General features: G+C 42.6%; 19 protein-coding genes and 1 tRNA gene. 5 read left to right on the forward strand and 15 right to left on the reverse strand.

What is annotated here, in order from left to right; all coding sequences use genetic code 11:
• Positions 1-21: 21 nt before the first annotated feature.
• From nagA to ACFFGV_RS14075, 8 genes are all read right to left on the reverse strand, one after another.
• Complete coding sequence (nagA, locus tag ACFFGV_RS14040) at positions 22-1,176, reverse strand: N-acetylglucosamine-6-phosphate deacetylase (RefSeq protein WP_377348963.1); 1,155 nt, start codon at positions 1,174-1,176, stop codon at positions 22-24.
• A 10-nt stretch (positions 1,177-1,186) separates the two neighbouring features.
• The gene (locus tag ACFFGV_RS14045) at positions 1,187-2,032 is read right to left on the reverse strand and encodes a sugar phosphate isomerase/epimerase family protein (RefSeq protein WP_377348965.1); all 846 of its coding nucleotides are present in this window, start codon (positions 2,030-2,032) and stop codon (positions 1,187-1,189) included.
• A 2-nt stretch (positions 2,033-2,034) separates the two neighbouring features.
• Positions 2,035-3,600, reverse strand: a complete 1,566-nt coding sequence (locus ACFFGV_RS14050; protein WP_377348968.1) for an FAD-dependent oxidoreductase — start codon at positions 3,598-3,600, stop codon at positions 2,035-2,037.
• The gene (locus tag ACFFGV_RS14055) at positions 3,597-4,649 is read right to left on the reverse strand and encodes a Gfo/Idh/MocA family protein (RefSeq protein ID WP_377348971.1); all 1,053 of its coding nucleotides are present in this window, start codon (positions 4,647-4,649) and stop codon (positions 3,597-3,599) included. The genes ACFFGV_RS14050 and ACFFGV_RS14055 overlap by 4 nt, the downstream gene beginning before the upstream one ends.
• Before the next feature lie 23 nt (positions 4,650-4,672).
• On the reverse strand, positions 4,673-5,671 hold the full coding sequence (locus ACFFGV_RS14060) for a zinc-dependent alcohol dehydrogenase (protein ID WP_377348974.1): 999 nt from the start codon (positions 5,669-5,671) through the stop codon (positions 4,673-4,675).
• 29 nt (positions 5,672-5,700) lie between these two features.
• Complete coding sequence (locus tag ACFFGV_RS14065; protein ID WP_377348976.1) at positions 5,701-6,510, reverse strand: carbohydrate ABC transporter permease; 810 nt, start codon at positions 6,508-6,510, stop codon at positions 5,701-5,703.
• 15 nt (positions 6,511-6,525) lie between these two features.
• Positions 6,526-7,416 (reverse strand): carbohydrate ABC transporter permease, encoded by an 891-nt coding sequence (locus ACFFGV_RS14070; protein WP_377349319.1) that lies wholly within the window; start codon positions 7,414-7,416, stop codon positions 6,526-6,528.
• A 126-nt stretch (positions 7,417-7,542) separates the two neighbouring features.
• Complete coding sequence (locus tag ACFFGV_RS14075; RefSeq protein ID WP_377348979.1) at positions 7,543-8,790, reverse strand: sugar ABC transporter substrate-binding protein; 1,248 nt, start codon at positions 8,788-8,790, stop codon at positions 7,543-7,545.
• Positions 8,791-9,176: 386 nt separating this feature from the next.
• Between ACFFGV_RS14075 and ACFFGV_RS14080 the strand changes: the two genes are divergently transcribed.
• The 3 genes from ACFFGV_RS14080 to ACFFGV_RS14090 all read left to right on the forward strand — a co-directional run bounded on the left by ACFFGV_RS14080 (position 9,177) and on the right by ACFFGV_RS14090 (position 14,943).
• A complete protein-coding gene (locus tag ACFFGV_RS14080) occupies positions 9,177-9,815 on the forward strand; it encodes a YesL family protein (RefSeq protein ID WP_377348982.1) in 639 nt (212 codons plus the stop codon).
• A gap of 144 nt (positions 9,816-9,959) precedes the next feature.
• Positions 9,960-12,956, forward strand: a complete 2,997-nt coding sequence (locus ACFFGV_RS14085) for an FIMAH domain-containing protein (RefSeq protein ID WP_377348984.1) — start codon at positions 9,960-9,962, stop codon at positions 12,954-12,956.
• A gap of 10 nt (positions 12,957-12,966) precedes the next feature.
• A complete protein-coding gene (locus tag ACFFGV_RS14090) occupies positions 12,967-14,943 on the forward strand; it encodes an outer membrane protein assembly factor BamB family protein (protein WP_512700587.1) in 1,977 nt (658 codons plus the stop codon).
• Positions 14,944-15,114: 171 nt separating this feature from the next.
• Here the strand turns inward: ACFFGV_RS14090 and ACFFGV_RS14095 are convergent.
• The 6 genes from ACFFGV_RS14095 to ACFFGV_RS14120 all read right to left on the reverse strand — a co-directional run bounded on the left by ACFFGV_RS14095 (position 15,115) and on the right by ACFFGV_RS14120 (position 21,734).
• Positions 15,115-15,187: transfer RNA gene (locus ACFFGV_RS14095), tRNA-Val, on the reverse strand.
• Between the two features lie 137 nt (positions 15,188-15,324).
• Positions 15,325-15,879, reverse strand: a complete 555-nt coding sequence (locus ACFFGV_RS14100) for a hypothetical protein (RefSeq protein WP_377348989.1) — start codon at positions 15,877-15,879, stop codon at positions 15,325-15,327.
• Positions 15,880-15,891: 12 nt separating this feature from the next.
• Complete coding sequence (locus ACFFGV_RS14105) at positions 15,892-17,520, reverse strand: sodium:solute symporter family protein (RefSeq protein ID WP_377348991.1); 1,629 nt, start codon at positions 17,518-17,520, stop codon at positions 15,892-15,894.
• Complete coding sequence (locus tag ACFFGV_RS14110; RefSeq protein ID WP_377348993.1) at positions 17,517-18,680, reverse strand: glycerate kinase; 1,164 nt, start codon at positions 18,678-18,680, stop codon at positions 17,517-17,519. The genes ACFFGV_RS14105 and ACFFGV_RS14110 overlap by 4 nt, the downstream gene beginning before the upstream one ends.
• A gap of 3 nt (positions 18,681-18,683) precedes the next feature.
• On the reverse strand, positions 18,684-20,402 hold the full coding sequence (locus ACFFGV_RS14115) for a sugar phosphorylase (protein ID WP_377348996.1): 1,719 nt from the start codon (positions 20,400-20,402) through the stop codon (positions 18,684-18,686).
• 129 nt (positions 20,403-20,531) lie between these two features.
• Positions 20,532-21,734: a CdaR family transcriptional regulator gene (locus tag ACFFGV_RS14120; protein WP_377348998.1), complete on the reverse strand. Its 1,203-nt coding sequence runs from the start codon at positions 21,732-21,734 to the stop codon at positions 20,532-20,534.
• 181 nt (positions 21,735-21,915) lie between these two features.
• Between ACFFGV_RS14120 and ACFFGV_RS14125 the strand changes: the two genes are divergently transcribed.
• Positions 21,916-22,107 (forward strand): hypothetical protein, encoded by a 192-nt coding sequence (locus ACFFGV_RS14125; protein ID WP_377349000.1) that lies wholly within the window; start codon positions 21,916-21,918, stop codon positions 22,105-22,107.
• Between the two features lie 135 nt (positions 22,108-22,242).
• Here the strand turns inward: ACFFGV_RS14125 and ACFFGV_RS14130 are convergent, their stop codons facing one another.
• Positions 22,243-23,055 carry an STAS domain-containing protein gene (locus tag ACFFGV_RS14130; protein WP_377349003.1) on the reverse strand — a complete coding sequence of 271 codons (813 nt, stop codon included), beginning with the start codon at positions 23,053-23,055 and terminating at the stop codon, positions 22,243-22,245.
• A 271-nt stretch (positions 23,056-23,326) separates the two neighbouring features.
• Between ACFFGV_RS14130 and ACFFGV_RS14135 the strand changes: the two genes are divergently transcribed.
• Positions 23,327-24,265: a phytanoyl-CoA dioxygenase family protein gene (locus ACFFGV_RS14135; protein WP_377349005.1), complete on the forward strand. Its 939-nt coding sequence runs from the start codon at positions 23,327-23,329 to the stop codon at positions 24,263-24,265.
• Positions 24,266-24,284: the final 19 nt, after the last annotated feature.

The following is a 24,284-nucleotide window of genomic DNA, read 5'->3' on the forward strand; positions in this document are numbered from 1 at the left end:
GATTCCTCCCCAGTAATAAAATTAGTTACCTGATACGTTATAAACTTGCAAACCACCAATCCAGGTTGTATTAACTTCTAGATCCTCCGTTAACACTACAAAATCTGCTCGATAATTAGGTTGAACACGTCCAATCTTCATAGTAGTTCCTGTTGCACGAGCTGGTATTTCCGTTGCCATCCTAATTGCTTCTTCAATCGGAATCCCACAATGCTTTACTACATAAGAAACGGCCTCTACTAGCGTAATCGCACTACCTGCGAGAGACCCATTCTTTAGCCGAACTTCTCCCCCCCTTCGAATGAGCTCCCTTCCTCGATAAACATATTCTCCTTCGGTGAGGTGATTATATCCTGTACAGTCTGAAATGAGGGCGATACCTTCTGCCCCTTTTATCTTATACAATAGCTGAATGATGGCGGGATGAAGGTGAACACCATCGGCAATGACCTCACAAAGGAGAAGGTCAAAGTAAAGGGCTGCGGCTGCGGTACCTGGTGTACGATGATGGATAGGGCTCATAGCATTAAAGGTATGGGTGATTTGGCTGATTCCACTCTCAATAGCCTCCTCCATCTGTTCAAGAGTTGCATTCGTATGACCTGCAGAAAGGATGATTGATTGGGAATGAAGATAGGATAGGATAGTGGGGTCCTGAACTTCTTCAGGGGCAATGGTTAATTTCGAAATGAGCGAAAAATAAGGCGACAATACCTCCTTTACGTCTTGCCATGTTAAGGAACGTATTAAAGATGTATCTTGTGCCCCGCAGTAGCTTTTACTTATCCAAGGACCTTCGACGTGGACACCGATTAACCTTGTCCCGTGATGGTCCTTCTTTGTAAATGCAGTTGCTCTATCTAAGAAATCCTGAATATCTGGTAAAGGTGCAGTGCGGGACGTAGCTAAACAAGCAGTCACACCATATCGGGGCAGGTGTTCTGTAATGGTCTCCCATGTATCTCGACCTTTGTCCATAAAATCCACCCCATCTATACCATGAATATGGATATCCACGAGGCCAGGACAAATATAGCCATTTTCCACAGTAATCACGTCTACTCCCTTATTTCTAATCGTATCTCCGATGTATGTAATCATTTCATTCTCAATTTCAATCACTTGATTACGAATTAATTGTCCATCTGTCAGGACGTCACCTTGTAAATAAAACATAGGTCAATGCTCACTCCTGTATGTACTGCCTTAATCGCCGAACCGCTTCTTCATTCGCCTCTTTCGCATCATCCAATCCCTCGTATTCCATACTGAGCCATCCGTTATACCCCATCTCCTTTAATCCATTCATAATGTAGGCAAGATCAACTTCCCCATCACCGGGGATAGTTCCCAATAATTCTGTTCCTTGGATAGAGGTAAAGCCTTTATGCCGGTCCTCTGCCGTTTTTTCACGAAAATCTTTGAAATGAACATGGATGATTTTATCTTTTAATTGATTAAAAGCATCCATTGGCGATTCATGTACAAGCAGGAAGTTTCCCGTATCAAAAGTAGCTTGTACGTATGGGTTATCTACCTTGCTAATAATCTCTTTGACTTGTCCACTCTTACCAGCTAACAGCCCATGATTCTCGATTGCTAGATATACATGCTCCTTTTCTGCCAAAGCGGCACATTCCTTTAGCCCTTCTACAATCCACCTCTGTCCATCCTCATAGGTTATTGCTCCATTTAAATCACCACAGAAGGTTCGGACAACAGGACAATTTAATTCCACCGCTACACGAATACCATCTTTCACCTTCTCCACTTCTTGAGCTCGTTCTTCAGCAGAAGCTTTGACGAAATTATTAGTGACATCATAAGCGCAAACGGGGAGCCCTTGCTTCACTAACTCTGCCTTCACTTCTGCTAATTCCTGGTCCTTATTTTCTCTCCTCTTCCAATACACATCTAGCAGCTCTACTCCATCGACTGGAATCGACTTTGCATACTGGATGAAATCTGTAACAGACCAGTTCTCTTGCTTCACTGTGGATGCCAAGCTATACATACTCACACTTACTTTCATATTCATCCTCCTTGTGATTCCATTTTATCCACTGGCCATTCAAGCTCTACACCTGCCTCACGTAATACTCGTTGGAAGGAATGCAATAATGTACTATCGTTTCGAACCTCCTTCGGCATCTTCCCATGTTGGATACAAAATGCCACTAGTTCTCCACATACCTCGCCGATATTCCATTCCGTTGGATGTAATCGATAGCATCCATTCGTGATATGAGTAGTTCCAATGTTCTTACAGCCTGCTAACAGATTATTTACCTCTTTCGGTAATAGCGCTCCTAGTGGAAGATGATAAGGCAAAGCTTCCACATCCAGATAAGTCCGTCCCGTCATACTAGGGTGCAGATCGATACTATAGGATCCGATGCCAACCGTATCCCGATATTGTTTCCCTATCCTCCCCTCTTGAACATCAGGAGATACATCCATTTCTGTAATGGTATATTGAGCCTTAATCCTTCGTGATTCACGTATATAAGGGCTTTTCGCTAGCCCATCATCTGTCTCGAACACATCAGGACGAAGCTTGAGGCCTGGGTATCCCTTCGACCCTTTCGGTGTAGGAGCTTCTGTTTGCAACCAATACAATAAAGAGAGACTGAGCTGCTTCGCCTGATAAAGATGCTTTTTCTTCTCTCGTTCTGATACATCAAAAATATTTCCTAAGAAATAATCGTTTTGAGGCCAATTCATGAGTGTGATGTCCAAAGCTTTCATTGGTGTATTATATAGGCGGTTATTGAACATCCTGCGATACTCCCATAATGGAAAAGAATTATCTTGCTTAAACAAAGCGTAGGTTCTCTTTTCTTTCGTAACTGGATGAGGAGCATGAAAGCTTAACAGTTTGTCTGGCCATATGTCAGGTTGGAAAGACCTCCAGAAATCATACATAGCTGGTTTATCAATAACATGATTCTCTTCTTCCCGATATTCCATCGCTAAGACATAAGTAAATGCTTGAATATCCAAGGGATCTGGTATCTCTAACGCATGGGGCTCGCTTGTTTGAGCTTGTGACTCAGCACCCGTTACATAATCAATATCTGCTAAAGGAAGCAACTCCCCTGTCTCAGAAGCGTCAATAAAATAAGGAGCTGTATAGGTCTGACCCGAAGGTATTATGGTAATCGATTCTATAGCATCTCCCTTTCGACGTACACTACGAACGGAAGTGCAATAGTGAATCGTTAGCTGATTGGTTATGATATAAGGAATAAGCCAGTCTCGAAGCACATGAACTGTCACCCTAGGATCATGACAGATAGAACTCACTAATGCATTACCTGGGTTGAAACTATTATTATTTCCTTCCATAATAGGCATCCTGTTGAGGTAGAATTGGCGTACCTTCCACCGATATTCACGATAGCGCTTTGTTGACCCAAATTGTTCAATCCAAGGGTGCTCATCAGGTGGCACTCCTTGTGCAGTCACCTGCCCACCAAGCCAATTAGTTTCTTCTATCATGCGAACCGTCAAGCCTTTCTCACACGCAGCAAGTGCTGCAGCACATCCTCCAAGTCCACCTCCTACAATAATGACATCTTTCGTATAGGAGCTACTCACAGCTGTACTTCCTTCCCTTTATCAGCTGATTCATACACCGCGTTTAACATCTTCATAATTTCTATGCCATCCTGTACAGGAGCAATAGTTTCTCTCCCATCTACACAGCAATCCACGAAATCATTTATCTCGTTATGAAACGAGCTATGCATATCAAATTGCAGGGAATCAATTTGCGGGGTGATGTTAAGGATTGTATTATGCTTCTCTCCTATGATAGCTAGTTCCGGTTCAAATTCCGCTCCCCCTTTATCTCCATAGAGCTTCACGTACAGCTCATTTTCCTTCGCATGTAAGGTGAAGCTCACATCGACGAGTAGGGATGCTCCGTTCTCGAAACGAATCATCGCATTGGCTAAATCCTCTACATCATTCAAAGCAGGATCATAATCGGCAGCCTGATAAAACGATAGGTTTTCGATGTTGCTGCGGTTCCCTAGCTTGTTATATGTATTTCCACTTACACTTACAGGACGAGGCTTCCCCATCATATACCAGCAAATATCAATCATATGAACGCCAAGATCAAGAAGTGGACCTCCACCGGAACGAGACTTGTCGCTAAACCAGCCACCAGGATTGCCAAGCTTTCGAAGGCATGTCGTTTTTGCGTAATAGATATCTCCTAATTCGCCTTGATCGATGAATTTCTTTAACAGTTTCCCATTGTTACTAAACCTTCGAACAAAACCTACCTGAACGACCTTCCCAGAACGTTCCTCCGCTTTCTTAACAGCCATAGCCTCTTCAACCGATATACTTAGGGGCTTTTCTACCAAGACATGCTTACCAGCATCAAGTGCAGCAATAGCTATCTTGGCATGTGTGTCATTCCAGGTACATATACTTACCGCATCAATCTCCTTAATCTTCAAAAGGTCTTCATAGGCCGTATAGAGTTGTGTAACGTCGTGTTGTTTCCCTTTCTCTGTTAATCGCTGTTCATTCTGGTCGCAGAATGCAGTAAGCTCTGCTTTCGTATTAGCCTGAAACGCTTCAATATGGAACTGGGAAATCGACCCCACTCCAATTAATCCTACCTTCAACATATAAGCTTCCATCCTTCCGGAGATTAATAGTAAATCATTTTCGTCAGCATACTCGCCCTCTCTTCCCTTAAATCCTTGTATGCATTTGGTGAGCTCTCGAAGTCTACTCCATCTTTTGTTAGGTTGCTAACATCAATCCGTTTATTCTCGATAAGTCTGATATATGCTTCTATATTCCGCCCTTCCGTCCATCTGATAAAACCATAAGGATAATCGATCGCCTGCTGTTCATATACCTTATCGTAGCGGCCAGGTCCACCTGCTCTTGAGATATGAATCTCTGCCTCCTTTTGGAATAGAAGATGTCGTGGGAAATGGGGTTCGATATCCCCTACGATGACCACCTTTCCTTTGTCCCGAACCCACTCCAACCCGTGAGAAGTTAGAGGAGAATGTTTGCCACCAGCACAAAGCAATACAGCATCCGCCCCGTAATGGTTCGTACGTTGCTTTAACTCCTCCTCCATTTCATTCTTATCTGAAAATGCAACAATGGAAGTCCCTTCTTGGACCATCTCAACACGGGGGGCTTGAATATCATAGCCAATCACCTGATACGCTGCTGCATCTGCTATTCTTGCAATAAGTTGACCAAGCACGCCTAGCCCCGCTATGACAACCGTTTCCCCAAATTGTAAGGAGGCTTTTCTTAGAGCATGTATGGCTATCGCTCCTAAACCGGCTATGGCAGCCTCATGTACTGGGACTTGATCAGGAACCTTAGCGAACAGTGTTTTAGGCACAAGCATATATTCGGCATGCTGGACATAAGGAGCTCCATAACATGCCACCATATCCCCTTCCCGAACTCCTTCCATTCCGTCCCCACAGGCTTCGACCCTTCCCATTGCACTATAACCTAGTGGAATTTCCTTGCCTGTACTATTGTTAATAATGGTTCCTTCCGTCCCAGGTGAAATGGCTGAACACACTGTCCGGACCAGAATATAGTTCGGTTTTATTTCCGGTTTAGGTACCTCCTTTAACTGGACCGATTGATTGGTTGCAATAATCTTTCTCATCCGTCACCCACCTTTCACTATCGTTACATTTATTTTAAGCCAGACATCTGGATTCCTTCTGTGAAATAACGTTGAAAGAATAGGAAAATCAAGAAGGTCGGTATAAATGATAAAGTCGAGCCAGCCATCTCAATTCCGAAATTCCCTTCTTTACCGAGTAAGGAAGCAAGACCAACCGTCACCGGAAACATCTCTTCCTTTGTCATATAAATAAGGGGTTGGAATAAATCGTTCCAGTTAGATATGAACGAGAATGTTCCTACCGTTGCAACAACGGGGACAGATAATGGCAGAATAACCTTAAAGAAAATTTGAATATCATTTGCTCCATCAATACGTGCAGCCTCTTCTAAGTCATTTGGGATGTTCTGGAGGAATTGCTTAATCAGAAACACGCCCATAATCCCCCATATTTCTGGTACAATTAACGACCAATATGTGTTTATCCAACCAAAGTCAGAGAACATAATGTATTTTGGGATAATCAATAGCTGCTGCGGAATCATAATGACTCCCATTAAAACCCAGAAAATGACGTCCCTACCCAGGAATTGCTTCTTAGCAAAGATGTAACCTAAAATGGCACAGAAAATCATTTGACTAAAAACAGGCACAATCGTAATGACAATGGAATTGAAAATCCATCGCATAAATATTCCATCAGCAAAAATATCCTTATAGTTGACTATAGTAGGGTTCTCCGGAATCCAGAAAAGAGGATCTAACAAGGCATATTGAATTTCCTTTAATGAACCCATTGTCATAATGACAAAAGGGAGCAGGAATGCTAAACCGAGAATGAGCAAGGACGTATAAGACACCACTCTTTTCAACACCATGACTAGACCTCCTTTCTAAAAATAATTAGTTTCCTTCCCAAGATACTTCCTCTGAATTAAGGAAATAGCTAGGATAATTGCAAACAGCACATAAGAAAGCACCGCAGCATAGCTTAAATCAAGATTCGTAAAGCCTTGTTCATATAAGTAATACACAATCGTTGTCGTGGAAAAGTTAGGACCTCCTCCTGTTAGTAGGAAAGTCGAGTCAAAGATTTGAAACGAACCGATTGTTGTAATGATGGCTACATAAAAGTGGATTGGCTTTAACAAAGGAAACGTAATCATCCAGAATATCTTTACTCTGGATGCCCCATCTATCTTCGCGGCTTCATATAGTTGCTTAGGGATCGATTGAAGCCCTGCAAAATAATAAATCATCGTACTTCCACTTACCTTAAAAATACTCAAACCAGCTAGTACGATTAATGCCTGCGTAGAATCAGCTAAAAACAGCTGCGGATCGAGACCTATCTTCACGAGAAGGGAATTTACGAGTCCTGATTCCGTCCCACGAAACAGCCATCCCCAAATCCCAGCAACAATAACGAAGGAGGTCACAACAGGTAAGAAGAAAATAGCCTTGAAGAACTTCGCTCCTTTCACCCCAGAATTAATGATTAACGCTAGTATTAATCCAAGGGCCATCGTTGGAATAATATAATAGATGGAGAATAGCACTGTATTCCACAATGACTTCCAGGCAAGGTTATCACTTAGGAGCTTCTTCCAGTTAGCAAAGCCAACAAACTCTAAATCCCCAATGATCTTCCAATCCATAAAGGTCAACACAAAGCTATATAGAAATGGATAGACTTGAAAAATCGCAAAGTGAATCAAAGCAGGAATGAGAAAGATATAAACCATAGCGTTCTTGTCCCATTGCCTCTTTATTTTATGCTTCATTGATAAGCGCTTTTTTGGTGGAATAGGTGCCGCCCGCTTCCCCCTAGAGATTTCCATATCCACCCTCCTCTTCTTATGTAATAAGGAAGAGCCTATACAAGATAAGCTCTTCACTCTAAAGGTTTATTACTCTTTTAGTTTCTGCTCCATGGCCTTAGCCGCTGCATCCGCTGCTTCTTCCGGTGATTTCTTTCCTTCCATCATTGTTTGCACCTCTGCTTGAAGTAACGGCATAATAGCTCGACCTTGTGGGTGTATCACACCTGGAAGGGCATATTGCGTATAGGTGGATAGCTGCTTTAAGTGCTCCTGGTCATCAAAGATACCTTTCGCTGATTCTCTAGTTGGAATATATTGCGTAACTGTATTAAACTTTTTCTGGTTTTCGGTATTCGTAATAGCCTTGATAAATTCTGCAGCAGTAGCAGGATTATCGCTCTTCTTTGAAGCAACGAACATACCCGTCGTTCCGTACGTCACCTGTTCGCTCTTCTTCAACGGTGGTCCAATGGAGAAATCAATTTCTCCTTTTGCTTTTAAATTACTTAGTGTAATACCAGACCCTAGAATGGCCATAATCTTCCCGCCGTTCCATAGAGAATTATGCTCCTGGGCAGTAATAGAATCCTCTGGAATCCATCCATTTTCATACATTTTGTTAATGAATTGGAATGTCTCTACTCCCGCTTCATTATTGATCTTCACTTCCCCATCTTGGGTAACGACTTTACCTCCGTTCTGCCATAACCATGGATAGAAGGTGCCGTTCATTGAACCACCACCTGGATAGCTCAATGCATACACATTGTTCTCCTTAGCCATCTTGGCCCACTCTTCAAAATCACTCCATGTTTCCGGAAGATTCTCCGGATCTGCTCCAATTTCTTTTAAGATATCGTTGTTATAGAAAAGCGTGTAGGCCTCTTGCAGAATTGGAAGACCATAAAGAGTATCCTGCCAAGTTGTTGACACGAGAGAAGTATCTACGAAGTCATCCATATCCAAGTCCTCTGTATATGGATCCAATTCTAATAACAGACCTTCATCCGCATATTGCGGCATTTGGTCCGGAATCGCATAGAATACATCCGGGCCATCCCCTGAAGCTAATGCTGTTAATATCTTTTGATCTCGGTTACTCCATGGAATTTGCTCGAAATTGACTGTCACATCATGCTCTTCTTCAAAATTAGAGATGACGTCGTTCCACATTTCCTTCTCCTCATCCCCTTCCCCAGTAAACGGGTGGGCCCATACTGTAATTTCTCCACCAATGTCTTCCGTGTTAGAAGATGTTGCATCATCTGAACTACATGCTGCCATCACCAACCCAAACACAAGGAATACAAACAGAAAGCCTAACCTTTTCTTCACATGACATCCCCCTCAAATTAAATTGTGTTGTTCCTAAGGTCATCATTATTTGATGATAATGAAATCCCCTTTCTAAACAGGTTTATGGAAACACACCTACGCAGCCTTTTGTAAGCGGTACCAACATAAAATAAATGTTTATTTCTCCATTTATATACCAAGCGTTATCCTACAGGATTGGATAGAAGGAACTATATAAGATATAATTTTTAGAAAATTTCTACTATTTCCTACTATTGTAGGTTGTCTTCTAACTCCAGACAAGTCTTTAAAGTGTCTTTAATTCCCATATGAAAAATTTTATTATCTTACTTTGTCTTTTTGACATCCTGAATAAGCCTCTCTATAATGAATGGAAATAATAGGTTATTAGAGGTGAGAGGTATATGGGAGATGGATGGAAAAAAATTAATGATATTGCAATGGCAATGTTAAAACTAATTTACATCAATGTGCTGTGGATTGCTTTCACCTTATTTGGGCTGATTCTGCTTGGCTTGATGCCAGCAACTGCGGCTATGTTCACTGTGATAAGAAAATGGGTGCAAAGAGACAGAACGTTAATGATATTCCAAACCTTCCGGAAGACATATGTCCAGGAATTCTGGAAATCGAATGCACTTGGACTTTTTCTTCTGATTGCCGGGGGAATTCTCTATATTGATTTTCTCTTTATCGGCAGACAGGAAGGTGTGGTCGTTTATTTGCTTACACCTCTTCTTTATATCTTACTTGTCGCCTATATTGTCACAATGCTATTTCTATTTCCTGTCTACGTAACGTTCGATCATAAGTTATACACATATATCAAGCAGTCATTCCTAATTGGGATAACTAGCCCAATGGAATCATTTTTAATGCTTGGTGCTACTGTGCTTTTTTCTATACTCATTTTGTTCATACCAGGTCTCCTCCCCTTATTCTTAGGAAGCGGTATCGCGCTCACCTATACATGGTTGGGCATAAGAGCATTTAACAAAGTAGAGAGGAGAAAGAGCCAGCAACCTGAACAAAACTACAATTAATATAAGAAAATACTTTATCGTAACGCTCCCTCCCTTTCGAGACATTTTAAAGACATAATAAGTCCTATAGCATAACTACAAAGGACTGAGGTTCTTTTTTGTAAGCGCTTCATTATATAAAAATATCTATAAGGGAGGAAGTTTATGTATCAAAGAGTTTGCTGGAAGCTAGCTTTCTTGTTTATCACCGCATTCATCCTTGTATTTATCCCACCCACTCCATTTACTTTCGCGGAGCCAAACATATCCACACTACCCGACTTTTCATCACCAAAAGAGTTAACTCAGCCATTAAACAGTAAACCAACGATTTATGATGGCGCCGTTGGAATAGAAGACGGCCACGAAGTCCTATACACCACATCTAAAAGCGTCCCTGCTCAATTTAGCGTTGTTGATTTGGAAACGAAGGAAGTACTACGCACGCTTCCTATGGAAGGAGCGAATGATTCATGGCAGCACGAAGTCGCACCAGATGGAACCGTTTATGTAACAGGTGGGCGCTACCTGTGGGGCTATTCCCCGGAAACGAAAAACATCAAGCAATTAACCTCCATCCCAGAAAGCTCACTATGGGCACTAACAGTCGATGAAAAAAACAATGCCTATATTGGCACCTACCCAAATGGGAAAGTGTTTCAATACAACCCTTCCACCGATGAACTACGTGATTACGGTGATATGATTGGCGAATCCGCTCAGGAATACGTCCGCTCTATTGATTATTCCAATGGTTTTGTCTATGCTGGTACAGCTGATGATCAAATCATTAAACTGAATGTAGAAACAGGGGAGAAGACCCGCATAGCAGAGTCCTTAGATGAAACAGGAACCGTATATGACCTTAATATTGTTGATAATCGTTATGTATTTGCAAGGTACAAAACGACCAAGAATATGTATGTCTATGATATTCAACAAGACACATGGCTAGATGTAACCCTATCTAATGCATCAGGTCTGCATGTCGCGTCGAATTCCTACCAAAACAACGTCTATTTCACTGCAGATAACAAGGTGAAGTATATGAACCTCCACACACTGGAAGTATTTGAAACAGAAATGGAATATGGCAGCGGCTTTCGTGGTGCCGATTGGGTCACTATCGAAAATAACGAACAACTACCTGGAAAAAGTCTCGCTACCGTAACCTTTTTTGGTGATATTGTCTTTTTCAATCCAGAAACACAAACAGTCCTAACCTATGATTCTATTGTCCCTCCTACACCAAACGTGACCAACACTATTCATAGCTATGATGCATCCACCATGTATATTTCCGGTATGACAGGAGCGACAGGTGCTCTTTATAACCCAAAAACTCAGGAGGTTGAATCCTTCTCCATTGGGCAAGGAGACGTCATCCACGACTATAACGGAGACGTCTATTTTGGAGTATATCCAGCAGGAAATGTGGAACGAATTACCCCTTCCGAAAACCCAGCAGGGCCACCAGAGGAACTCTTTACCATTGGAAATGATCAGCAGCGCATTCATGCGATGACAAGTGGAGAGGACAAGCTTTTCATTGGGAGTATTCCTACTTATGGAAAGCTTGGCGGAGCATTGACTGTGTATGATGGAACGACACACGAAGTGTATCGGAACATAGTGGAGAATCAGAGTGTAAATGGCCTGGCCTATTTCGATGGGAAACTATATGGATCCACTACCATTCAAGGTGGTCTCGGCAGTACCCCAACTGCTGAGGAAGCGAAGCTGTTTGTTTGGGATCCAGCTACTAAGAAATTGGAAAAGGAAGTATCGTTAGACCTTGAGGGATTGGACAAGCCAGAGCATATAGGAGAGCTCATTATTGGAAAGAACGACGCATATATCTGGGGAGCATCTGCTGGGTATATCTTTGCCCTAAACCCAGAAACACTTGAAGTGGAGAAAAGCAAGCGGCTTGTTCAAGATCCCCCAATGGGTGCCTGGAATAGAATCAACCTCGAATGGTCAGAGGATGGTTTTCTTTATGCTAATACGGGAGGAGACCTTTATGTCCTTAACACCGAAACCATGGAACACAAGTACGTGACTAACACTGTTTCCTTTGACATAGGAGAGGATGGCGACATTTATTTTTCACCTTATGGGAATCGCACCCAGTTATCCAAAATTGAAGTGCTAAGCCCTGATGAATATGCATGGGAACCCGTTACTGTTAAGAACAGCGGCTTCGAGCAGGGTATGGATTTTTGGGAATCCATGTTTGATACAGGAACCAACTATACCTATAATGTCTCTACTGAACAAGTGTATGAAGGAAAGCAGAGTCTAAAGGTCAACGACGCCACAAGGGATTACTCCGTCGCTATCCATAGTGATCCAATTCCTGTCACCCCTAATAAGGACTACTTGAGTGAAGTGATGATGTACATGAATGGTGGCTCTCCGAGTCTTCTCATCCGTATTTATGATAAAGAAGACAATCAAATAGCTAGTGAAGTCCGACATGTATCCCCAAACTATGGTGAGTGGCAGCGAGTACAACAGAAAATTCACGCCCCCGCCAATGCAGCCTATGCAAGATTATTCGCCCTGAGCACCCGGTATCAACAAACAGATGGGTATTATGATTCCTTTGCACTATACGAGAAGGTAGAAACAACAGAACAACTGCAGGATATCACCCTACAGGTTGAGGATACTACACTTACGAGAGGACAGCAGACAAGTTATACCGTAACAGCTGTTTTACCAAACGGAAAAAAAGAAAAAATGGAAGATGTTACGATGTATTCTTCAGATAACAGTACCGTGAAGGTGGTAGAGGATACATTAGTGGGAAAAAACCCTGGTAGCACTATCATACATGGCGAAGTAATGTATAAAGAAACCACGTATAAAACAGATTCGATTGACATAACCGTTGAAGTCACTTCCCATTCCTTTCAAGACTATCTGGATCAAAGAGCCAAACAAGGAGACCTTCCCCGCTCCATGTACAAGAAATTAGAGAATCAATGGAGACAGGTACACCATCACAAGAATAATGGGAGAACCGAACAAGCAAGGCATCACCTTTCCGTTATGGAGAAGCACCTGGAAAAGTGGAAACCCGAAGAAACGAATACCAAACAGGCGCTTTTGATCGATCTTGACTATTATGGTAGCCAAGTATTGGAGGAGGAATAAAGTGAAAAACATGATAAGTCTTTTCGTAATGTTTCTGTTCATCGTTTCAGGCATCGGTGCCCTGGAAGTCCATGCTGACAATGTCAAGAAGGTAGGAACGCCCCATTATAGTGTAGCAATTATGGGTGCATCCTATGGAAGCAGCAGCACAGAAACTGATGGCTATATATACACCGTCGCCAATGGTGACCCTGCCGTCTTAAACGTCATTGACGCCCAAACAGGAGAACGAGTCGATAGCCTCCCATTAGAAGGCGCCTCCTTCTCCTGGGGTGTTGCCCACGATGACAATGGCTATGTGTACATCGCTGGTAGTGACAAATTCTATCAATATACCATTGAAACAGGAGAGCTTCGTGCATTTGGTAGGCCTGTTCCATCTGAAAACTATTTATGGCGCATCGCCGTAGATAACCAAGGACGTGTATTCGGAGGTACGTATCCAAACGGGAAAGTGTATATGTACAACCCTGAAACCGATGCTTTCCGGGATTATGGTACTGTTGTCGAAGGGCAAAAATATGTCCGCAGTATTGACGTGGATAACAAAGGGAATGTGTACGCTGGAACTGGTACATCCGGAGCCCACATTGTACGAATCGATATTGATACAGGAGAAAAAGAAGAAATCACCCTACCAGAACCATACCAGGACCAAAAGACCGTTTACGATTTAGACGTCAAAAAACAGCACCTCTTTGCCAGAGTAACAAACTCCGCTACTCTGCTAGTCTATGACCTACGAAAAGGAAAATGGGTAGACGAAATAAAGGATGTAAAGGGTCTCGATGTTTCTGATGCAGGTCCTGGAAACAAAGTGTACCTTATTAAAAATGATGCCACCCTATACGAATACAAATTAAACCAGTACAAGTTAAAAGCCACACCAATGAACGGACTGTGGAGCGCGAGAGATTTCGGCTGGATGAAATATAAGGAAAAAGGCTACCCTGGGAAAAGTCTCGTTTCCATCCGCTATGATGGAAACTATTGGATCTATAACCCCATTACCGAAAACCACAAAATGCTCCAAGCAGATATTAAAGGGGAGCCCATCGACATCCAATCCATTGGAGTCGGACCAGATAACAACATCTATACAAGTGCCTATATGGTAGGAGGACTTACCAAATACACCCCTTCTACAGAGGAATTCGAGCGCTATAGCGGCAACGGACAAACCGAGGGCATGATATCAACCGACAACTATCTTTACCTCGGCACCTATCCAGGAGCAAATGTATTTCAATACAACCCAAACCAACCATACGAGCTTGACCCCATCAAACCAGAAGAAGCGTCCAACCCGAATTTATTATTCTCCCTTAAAGAAGAAGGGCAGGATAGACCCTTTGCCCTTACAGAAGGAGATGGAAATGTATTTGTCGGCACCGTACCAGACTACGATAAACTAGGTGGTTCTTTGAGTACTATCGACGAATCATCTGGTACGCATAACACGTACTATAACATCGTAGATAACCAAAGCATCATCTCCCTCACCTATCAGGATGGTATTGTCTACGGCGGAACAAGTATTTGGGGAGGGCTTGGTGTAGAACCAACAGAAGAAAACGGGAAGCTTTTCATTTGGGATCCAGCTTCTGCATCGAAAACCTACGAAACGGTACCTATTCCCGGTCATGGAGCTGTAACCGAAGTAGCATTCGATGATGACGGGTACCTTTGGGGCATTACAATTAATACGATCTTCAAATTTAATCCAGAAACGAAAGATATCGTCCAATCGAAGAAACTATTTAATTTTAACTGGGATCAGCTAAGCCACTCATGGAGAAGTGCTCATTTAGAGTATGATAAGAGTGAAGGTCAATTTTATGGAAGAACCCAGGAAGGTATATTCCGCTTCAACCCTGATACTTGGGAATATGGAGTACTGGAGCCAAATGCAAGCTTGTTTGCAATGGATGATAATGGTGATATTTATTTTGCAAGAGGAACAGAATTATTTAGATATGTAAGGTAGTGTTCGTAGCAACAGGAAGCGTAATTAACATACAAAGGGGCATCCTACTATGGGATGTCCTCCTTGTTCATCCTTATTCCAATAACTAGAAATAATCATTCTGTTTCCATAAATCTTATGACACATCATAAAAAATCCCTAAAGCCTTAAAGGCTCTAGGGATTTACTGTATGATTCCGACTGGGCTCGAACCAGCGACCTCTACCCTGTCAAGGTAGCGCTCTCCCAGCTGAGCTACGGAATCGTGTGGGAAATTATGGTGCTTTGCTTTTATTAAGACATTTATTAATATACCGCTTTCTTTCGTTGGTGTCAATAGATTTCGATATGGTTACTGTAATATGCAGCATCCGGTGGGTGTGGGCACCGGATGCTTGCTGGCTATTGGCTAACAGCTTTTGTGGTGCCATTTTCTGCGATATAGGTTAGTACAGTATCTTTAATGGTTAAGTCTATTTTCCCAGTAATGCTGTCCACGCAGATGATGTCATAGGTGTTGTGTTTGTTATGAATATAGCCAATCCAATAAGGGACGTGCAGGGTCCATTGATTCTGTATGCTGACGTTAATGTGCTGGCGTTTCTTTTCCTTTGTGAATAACTCCCAGTAGATGGCGTTATGGGCTTCTTCCTTGGTGATGGGGTGATGAGTCGGGAAGAAGCCTCGTTGTTGCTGTGTTGTATGAATCTCGTAGTCTACTGGTAAGATTGCTTTGATGTTGTTGATTGGTTCAATGGCGATTCTGCCTTCCATGCCCTCCTGAATGCTGTGTGTGGCTGCGTGATAGTCAGAGCAACAGAAGGGGATATGCATCTGCTCGATGGACACGAGTCTGTTGGTGTTGCGTATTTTTTTCCACCAGTTTGATTGCAAATGGGCTTTTATGTTGGTCGTTGCTTGTTGCTTCGTGATGGTGGATGCTAGATAATGATTCATTAAAATGCCTCCTTATAGGTTTTGCAAGTATAAGAGAAAGGCGATTACGGCAAAGAAGTAGAGCACCAGATATAACGGCCATCTTTTTGTTTTTTGTGCTTCCTCGTACTCTTCTTGACTGATGGAGCTTGCTGCTTCAGCACGAGATGCTAGCTTGTCCTGTATCTCGCTTTTTCGTTCCAGGGTAAGCCCTTCCACTTTTTCGGCTGTTGGCTTTGCAAACGCTTGACTAGCTAAATAGCCGAGAGTTATTGCAACAACAGCGCCAACCAGGTTGTTGTATAGCCAAGACACCTCTGCAAAGGTGGTTACCATCCATACGGAGACCATGCCGGCGATTACTCCGATAAAGGCCCCTGTTCCGTTGGCACGGCGGGTAAAAATAGCTAGAATGAATACTCCTAACAATGCACCGTAGAAATAAGAGCCGACCTTGTTAACTGCTTCAATAACAGGTCCAAGATTGCCAGCGAAGAAGGCAAAGATAGTAGCATAGATTCCCCAGAAAACAGTAGCGTAACGGGATGCTTTTAGATAATGTTCTTCCGATGCATTCTTCTTATAAAACTTTCGATAAAAGTCTCGAATGGATACGGCTGATAAGGAGTTCAGGGCAGAGTCGAGACTGGACATGGCTGCGGCGAATACCCCTGCCATTATTAGTCCCGATATACCGATTGGAAGCTCATTCACAACGAATTTAGGGAAGAGCTCATTCAAGTTTTCGACGTCTGGTGTTCCTGCGTATTGGTAGTAGATGTATAGTAGAACACCTATTAATAAGAATAATAGCATTTGTGGGATCATGAGTACTCCGCTCAATACGAGCGATAGTTTACTTTCACGGATAGACTTACTCGTCAAGACACGCTGAATTTGGCTTTGGTCTGTACCAAAATAGGAAGCGTGCAGGAAGAAGCCACCGAGAACCCCTGCCCAAATAGTATATTCAATTGATAAATCAAAGGAGAAATCCAAGGAATTAAGCATACCCGTGTTGGCTGCTGTATTCATTACTTCTCCCCAGCCTCCTGGTACGTCCTGAAAGATCACGAAAATGCTTAGTCCAGCGCCAATCCATAGGACAACCATTTGGATAACATCAGTCCATATAACAGCACTAATTCCCCCAAGGACGGTGTAGGAAACAGCTAGTACTGCCATAATGATAATGGTCAAGCTCACATCCATGCCGGTCACAACAGATAGAACAAGCGCTGGTGCGTATAACACAACTCCTGTGCCAAGTCCGCGTGCTATGAGAAATAGTGCGGCGGTTAGTGTTCTTGTTTTGACATCAAAGCGACGTTCTAAATACTCATACGCTGTGTACACTTCTGTTCTATAGAAGAAGGGTACGATTGTTGCGATGAGGAACGCCATGGCCAGCGGGACGTTAATAAACGTTGTCATTCGCGTTAAACCGCCGTCATATCCCCAGCCTGGTGCGCCGATAAAGGTAATCGCACTAGCTTGCGTGGCCATAACGGATAAGCCGATTGCCCACCATGGTATGCTTCTGCCTCCAAGGAAATAGTCTTTCGTCGTTTTCTGCTTCTTGCCGAATGCCGCTCCAACTAAAGCGGTTCCAAGAATGTACACAATGAAAATCACGTAGTCTATTATAGTAAAACTGCTCATGGTGTAACCTCCCCTAATGTGTTGTTTGTGTCTAGCTTCCTAATTTCCATAAAGCGTGTCGCAGCTCGTTGTAACAACATGTCGCCACGTTCCATTGCTTCCTCTAGTGACATGGGCGCATCTACGATTGGTAAAACGGTTAATAAGCCTTCTTGCTTCGATCCTGATACATCCCCCTCGATTGTACCGGCGAAAGCAACGCAAGGTACGTTATAGGTTTTTGCGATACGAGCAATGCCCACTGGGACTTTGCCGTATAGTGATTGCTCATCCAGCTTCCCTTCACCTGTTAGGACGAGATCTGCCCCTTTAATTCTTTCATGCAAATGACTCCATTGAGCGATAAGCTGAAAGCCGCTCTGGACCGTTGAATGCGGTAATAAACCATATAGGGTAAACCCAAATCCTCCTGCTGCTCCGCTTCCTTCCTTATCACGAAGCTTCTGCCCAAGGTGTGCTTCGAGAACATCAGCATAGTGTGTCATATTGCTTTCGAAGGCTTCCTGCTGTTCCTGCTGTACTCCTTTTTGAGGTCCAAAAACGGAGACTGCTCCTTCTTCACCGAGGAGCGGATTGGTAACATCAGAGGCGATAATCCAATGGACATTCTGAACTCTATTGTGAAGTTGGTTTGTATTAATCGATGCAACATTACCTAGCTCCCGTCCATTCATGTCGAGTCGTTCCCCTTTGGCATTATGAAACGTAGCCCCTAGTGCTTGAAAGCATCCTGTACCAGCATCCACAGTCGCACTGCCACCGAGTCCAAGGATAATAGTCTCTGCACCTCTGTCTAATGCATCCTCTAACAGCTCTCCCGTTCCGTAGGTGGTAGCGGATAACGGGTGAAGCTCTTCTTTGGTTAATAACGGCAGACCTGAAGCTGCTGCTGTTTCTACTATGGCGGTTTTCGATGATTCCACCCAGCCATAGCTAGCATTAACCCTTCTTCCTAGTGGATCTGTTACCTCTTTTTTAATCAGCCTTCCTTCTAAAATCATCGTTAAGGCTTCTACCGTTCCTTCTCCCCCATCTGCCATTGGGATGGACGTTATATCTAGATTAGAAGAGCCGGCAAGCAGCCCTCGGTGAATGGCTGCTGCGGCTTCTGTACTGGAGATAGACCCCTTAAACGAATCAGGTGCGACAATAATCTTCAAGGTCTACACCTCCTTTAACCACAGGGCTTGATACGGTTGAATCGTAATATCATCCTCTGTTAGAGTTACGGCGCTTCCAGACAGGATATCTGTAGCATGGTTGGTGTTTAGGTAGTCTGTTACTGCCTCCTCCTTAACACGCACTGTTTCTTCAGATACATTAATGAGGACGAGGATTTTCTCTCCTGTTGTCCGATTCGTTCTGACGATGGAAAATAGCCTTTCATCTAAGACAAGAACCTCCTGATCTGCATTCGGGTGAAAAGCAGTTTCCTGCTTCCGTCTATCGATGCGATTTAAGAAGGTATGGAACATTCGATGGCGTACTGTCCCTTCTGTTGTCAATTCTTTCTCTAGCTCACTCCTATTTAACTTTTCACGATTAATGGATCGGTTACGGCCTGTTGCCTCTACACCTTCTAAATCATTAAAAGAGCCAAGTAGGCTGTGAATATAAATACCAGGCACCCCCTGAACGGAGAGTAATATTGTTTGGGCTGCGAGGAAGCGGTTGATATTTTGCTCCATAGTATCCTGATCTTTCGCTAGAGCGCTAAAATAATTAATGTTCAATTCGTAAGGGCTCTCGGTTCCATCGCCATTAGCCTTGTAGGATACGAGTCCGCCATTTTCCTTCACCTGATCCACCATCTGATTAACTTCTTCACTGGATAATATCCCCTCTACTGGACGAAGACCTACTCCATCATGAGAGGCAAGGAAATTGAAAAAGCTTGTATGACTTGTAGTCGGTTCTAATGAATCTGCCCATTCTGTTAAGTGACGAGCGTTTCCTTTCATTAAAGCATGAAGGGTTAGGGGTGGCAGCGGGAATTGGTACACCATATGGGCTTCATTAGACCCGTCACCAAAATAGCTAATATTCTCTTTGTGCGGCACATTTGTTTCGGTAATGATAATGGTGCCTGGGGCAATTTCCTCTAATACACTTCTCATAACCTGTACAAGACGATGTGTTTCCTCTAAATGAATGCTTGTCGTGTTTAAACGCTTCCACAAAAAGCCAATCGCATCTAAGCGTAAATAGCGTGCTCCTTTGGCTACATATTGGGCGAGTATGTCGAGTACATGAAGGAACAGCGCTTCACTTTCATAGTTTAAATCAATTTGATCCTCACTGAAGGTTGTCCACACGTGCTTTTCTCCATCTACATGATCCACCTTTGTAAGCAGCGGAAGAGCGCGGGGTCTAACAATCGAGCTGTAATCCGCTTCAGGATCAGCCTCTACAAAATAATCCTGATATGCTTCATTACCTTTTAAGTATTCTGTGAACCACTCACTCTTACTGGAAATATGGTTTATCACTGCGTCAAACATTAAGTCATAAGAGTTAGATAAGCTTTCTACATCCTCCCATGTTCCAACCTCTGGGTTTACAGCTAGATAGTCCTGTACAGAGAAGCCATCATCTGATGTAAAAGGATAAAAAGGTAGAAGGTGAACGGAATTAATCGTATTACCTACATGGGCTTCTAAAAATTCTTTTAAATCTTGAAGTGGATGTGCTTGCCCGCTTTTAATGGAATCACCGTAAGTGATAAGCATAACGTCCTCTTCATCGACCCACCGCTTCGATTGTGGCTGTATTTGTTGTGTATAGGTATCTATCATTTCTTCTATAGATTTTATAATGCGATTGCCTTTTTCCTCTCCATATACGAAATGAAGATTAGCTTGAATAAGTGCTTGGTTTGACATCCTGTCGACCTCCTATATGTTGTTAACGTTATCATAAGAAAAAAGTAAGCGTTTTACTATGTTACAAAGCATAAAATAAACCGTTTTCTATTTTCTATATTTGTTACTAATAACAAAAAGGACACCTGATTAGATGTCCTTTTCCTTAGCTTTATAAAATGATAAGGCAATTTGCAGCAACGTCGAATCCTTTAATTGACGGGGATCATATCCCGTTATAGCCGCTACCTTCTTTAAGCGATACTGAAGGGTGTTTTTATGAACGTGAAGTTTGTCCGCCGTTTCGGTAATTGACCCATTGTTATGATAAAACACCTCCAGTGTCTCGAGAATAGATGGAATTTTCGTTAGCTCAGCCGGCTTTAGAATTCGTTCCAGGAAGTCTGCTCGAACAGAAGGGGAAATATCATACAAAAATGATTCTATTCCAAGATCTTCGAAATAAAATAAAGGCTTGCTGTGGTCCACCGCATAGCGAAGAGCTCGCTTTGCTTCTTCTACAGAATACTTCATGGATGGCGGGGAGAGACACAGCCTGCCAATACCAACCACGCTAGGTTGATGGTAGGTGTGAAACAACCCTTCTTGAATTTTATTCATTCGATACGTAATCTTTTCCTTACGAGCCTTTGAGTCAATCCGTCCATTAACAGAGAGCAGAATGTAATACCTGGAGCTTCCGTATGGAAGAAGCACGTGGTCATTAGGCTCTGGAAAATGCTGCTGGATTAGACGTTCTATATCACGCCGAAACCGTTGCAGCTTCACTTCTTCCCTCACATCCAAAGTCGCATTCGTAAAGTTCTCATAAAATACCTCCTGTAAGGCAGGCAGCTCTAATATAACCGCAACTCGCGGCTGATGAATGTTAATGTCAAACATCATCCCTCTTGTTGCGAATAGCTTCTCATCCTCAAAGTCATTTGCAATCCATTCATTAATAAAGGTTTCCTTAGCTCTATTCTCCAGTTCTATCTGGTCTTCTAAATAAGCCTCTTTGATTAGAATTTCTGTCATGCGCTGCACAAGCTCCCCGAGCTGCGTTACTTCCTGAGGCTCGCCAGTAATTCCAATCACCCCCACCACCTGCTCGTGGAGATGGACAGGCAAGTTCACTCCCGGCTTTGCTCCTTTATATTGCTCCTTGGAGGAAATAATAACCGTTTGCTGTTGTTGGAGCACCTGCTCTGCTCCTTCATGGTAATCCCCTATTCGATTCCGGTCCATACTTGCTATGATTCTTCCGTCCTGATTCATGAAATTAATGTTCCGCTTCATAATAGTCTGCGTTTCTTCTACAATTGATTGCGCCACTTCATTAGATATAATCATCGAGATTCCCCATTGGTCGTTTTGTATTATCTTAACATGGATAACAGGTTGGATTAATCCTGTTTATGTAGATAAAGAGCCGGGAAAGGAAGTAGAATTCCAAATTTTGAAATTTATGATAAACTGTAGCTAACCATTGCAGTGGGGAAAATTTAAGGTGAAAAAAAGAGGGGGCTTACTCTTGAAATACAAAAAATACAAGTCTTCCATACAACAGAAGTACCGAAAAGAACGACTTAAAAGACAGCAAGATAAAGATGCTCACATTCCCCTTATGATTATCGTGCTTATTGTTCTCATTTTGTATGTTATCGCCTTATATCTGGGCTTCTTTGATACTGACCCTTTCATAAACAAGGAATATTTAGGCTAAAAGGGATGCTCTTTCTGTTCTAACGACTGGTCCTTTGATTTAAGAATCGAATATATAGCTTGATTGCCGATTAATCCCTTCAATCTCCCCAAACAAAAACACCCTCCCAAAGGAAAGGCGTTTCAATCTATTATTCTACTGATCAAAAGCATGCATAGAGAGTGCTTGCTGAAGAGAATTGTAGGTTTGAATATCAGAGAAATTAATACCTAAACTCACCATTGTATGAGCCACTTCCGGACGTATGCCTGAGAGAATGGCTTTCACCCCGATTAACTCTAGCGACTGAATAATATTATGGATACTATTTGCTACCATCGTATCCACAATCGTCACGCCAGATAAATCAATAAATAGATAGTTTAATTGTTTTTGCGTTGCTTCTTGAAGAGTCGTATCCATTAAATAGAAAGCTCGTTTTTCATCCACACTTCCTATAATAGGCAGTATAGCGATCCCATCTAAAACTGGAACTACAGGAGCAGACAATTTCAAGAATTCATCATGAGCTTCATCTAGTTCATCCTTGTAAGCATAAATAAAGGAGGTACTATACGCATACACGGCTTGATCTAACAGAGGATCAATAATGCGAGCTACTTGAAAAACAGTTTGAGAAGAAAATTGGTTCTCACGGAATACATCCTCGAGCATATCCCATACATATGTTCTGAAGGTTGTCGTTCCTAATAGAGATTGCTCTAATTGCACACCATGTTCTATGGCCAGCCGCCCTATCCGCTTCCCCCATTCTGTTATATTCGGAAAGGTCGCATCCTTTCCGTATTTCAACCCATCAGCAAACAGCTGAAACAGCTCGGCCCGAACTACTTCTGCTTGTTCACTCTCCTGCTCGTTCTCTTTCATTGCTCTTGCACTATCATGCTTTCTTTCTTCTATAATGTTTCCTATTGCTATCAATTCCTCGTTTCCATTAACTGCACTCACATGAGTCACCTCTATCACTATAATAATGAAATACTATGTACTCTATCTTTCATAAAACTTTAAGCTCCTAGACTATATTTTAGCTTACCACATATTCTGGCACTTTTACTTATCAAATACATCCTCACCCAACTTATTCCATTTTAGAGCATTTCGAAAAGGGTGTATAGAAAATTCTTTTTTTTCTAAATACTATTTGACCTGAAACGCGTTTCATACATTATCGTTTATTTATAGCAACACAAACCACTCAAAAGGAAAGGAAGATTATATGAGCAAACAAACGAAAAACAAAGGAAACCATGATTCCTTACAGATCACACAGCCGCTTAATCAACGACTCAACAATGAACCCCTTCGAGTTCTTAGCGAAGAGGATTGGCAATTTTGGAAAGAGAATGGGTACATCATTATTCCAAATGCTGTACCACAAGAGAATGTGGAAAGACTGAAGAATTTAATTTGGGAATTCGATGAGAAGGATCCACAAGATTCCTCCACATGGTATGCCCCACCCCGCGCAGAAATGAAAATGAAGGAGCTGCAAGGAACTGGTATGGTCGAGGTTTATAACCATCAATATCTTTGGGATAACCGTATGCACCCTAGAGTATATGACGCTTTTGTGGATATTTGGGGAACGGAAAAGCTGTGGACGAGCATTGACCGTTGTAATTTGAATATGCCGAAAAAAGATAAAACCGCTACTGGTGGATTCATTCACTGGGATGTTGATACGAGTCAGGAACCGTTACCACAAAATGTACAAGGAGTGCTTTCGTTAGTAGATACCACTACAGAAATGGGAGGATTCCAGTGTATTCCTGAACTTTATCGTGACTTCCCAGAATGGGTGAAAAACCAGCCAGAAGATCGGGACCCTTACCATCCTGATACCACTGGGTATGAGCCTACGAAAGTCGTTCAACGGGCAGGAGATTTACTAATCTTTAACTCCATGCAGCCTCATGGGATAAGACCAAATCTTGCCGACCAGCCTAGAATCGCTCAGTACATTTCTATGTTCCCTGCACAGGAGGATAATGAAGAGCTTAGACAAGAGCGTATCTCTTCCTGGAACGATCGTATCCCTCCACAAGGAGATGCCTTTCCAGGTGACCCACGAAACTGGGAGCAGGAAAAATATGAACGAGCAGAATTAACCGAACTTGGAGAGAAATTGTTGGGGCTAAAAAGATGGAATAAGTAGCAAGGGATGCTGGGTCTTC

This window comes from Pontibacillus salicampi (assembly GCF_042434395.1).
Taxonomy (GTDB): domain Bacteria; phylum Bacillota; class Bacilli; order Bacillales; family BH030062; genus Pontibacillus; species Pontibacillus salicampi.